At 66.5% G+C, this 275-nt stretch carries 1 protein-coding gene; it reads left to right on the top strand.

Going from position 1 to position 275, the window contains the following annotated elements; translation table 11 throughout:
* Positions 1–275 (top strand): transposase (locus QSV46_RS39705; RefSeq protein ID WP_314964092.1); only part of this gene is annotated, 275 nt, incomplete at both ends.

Raw genomic sequence — 275 nt, 5'->3', positions numbered from 1 at the left:
GGGTAATCGTGCGCAAGGAGCGCCCGCACCCTGGGGCGCAACTGCGGATCACCGACCACGAGGGCATGCGCATCACCGCGTTCGCGACCAACACTCCGCGCGGACAGCTCCCGGTCCTCGAGCTGCGCCACCGTCGCCGGGCACGGTGTGAGGACCGGATCCGGAACGCCAAGGACATGGGTCTGTTGAAGTTCCCACTGCAGTCCTTCGCACAGAACCAGGTCTGGTGCCAGATCGTCCAGCTCGCCAGCGAGATGGTCGCCTGGATGCAGACC

Origin of the sequence: Bradyrhizobium cosmicum, from assembly GCF_032290525.1 — a bacterium.
Classification (GTDB): domain Bacteria; phylum Pseudomonadota; class Alphaproteobacteria; order Rhizobiales; family Xanthobacteraceae; genus Bradyrhizobium; species Bradyrhizobium cosmicum_A.
Note: the sequence above shows the minus strand (reverse complement) of the source record. Positions and strands in the feature narration are given on the sequence as shown.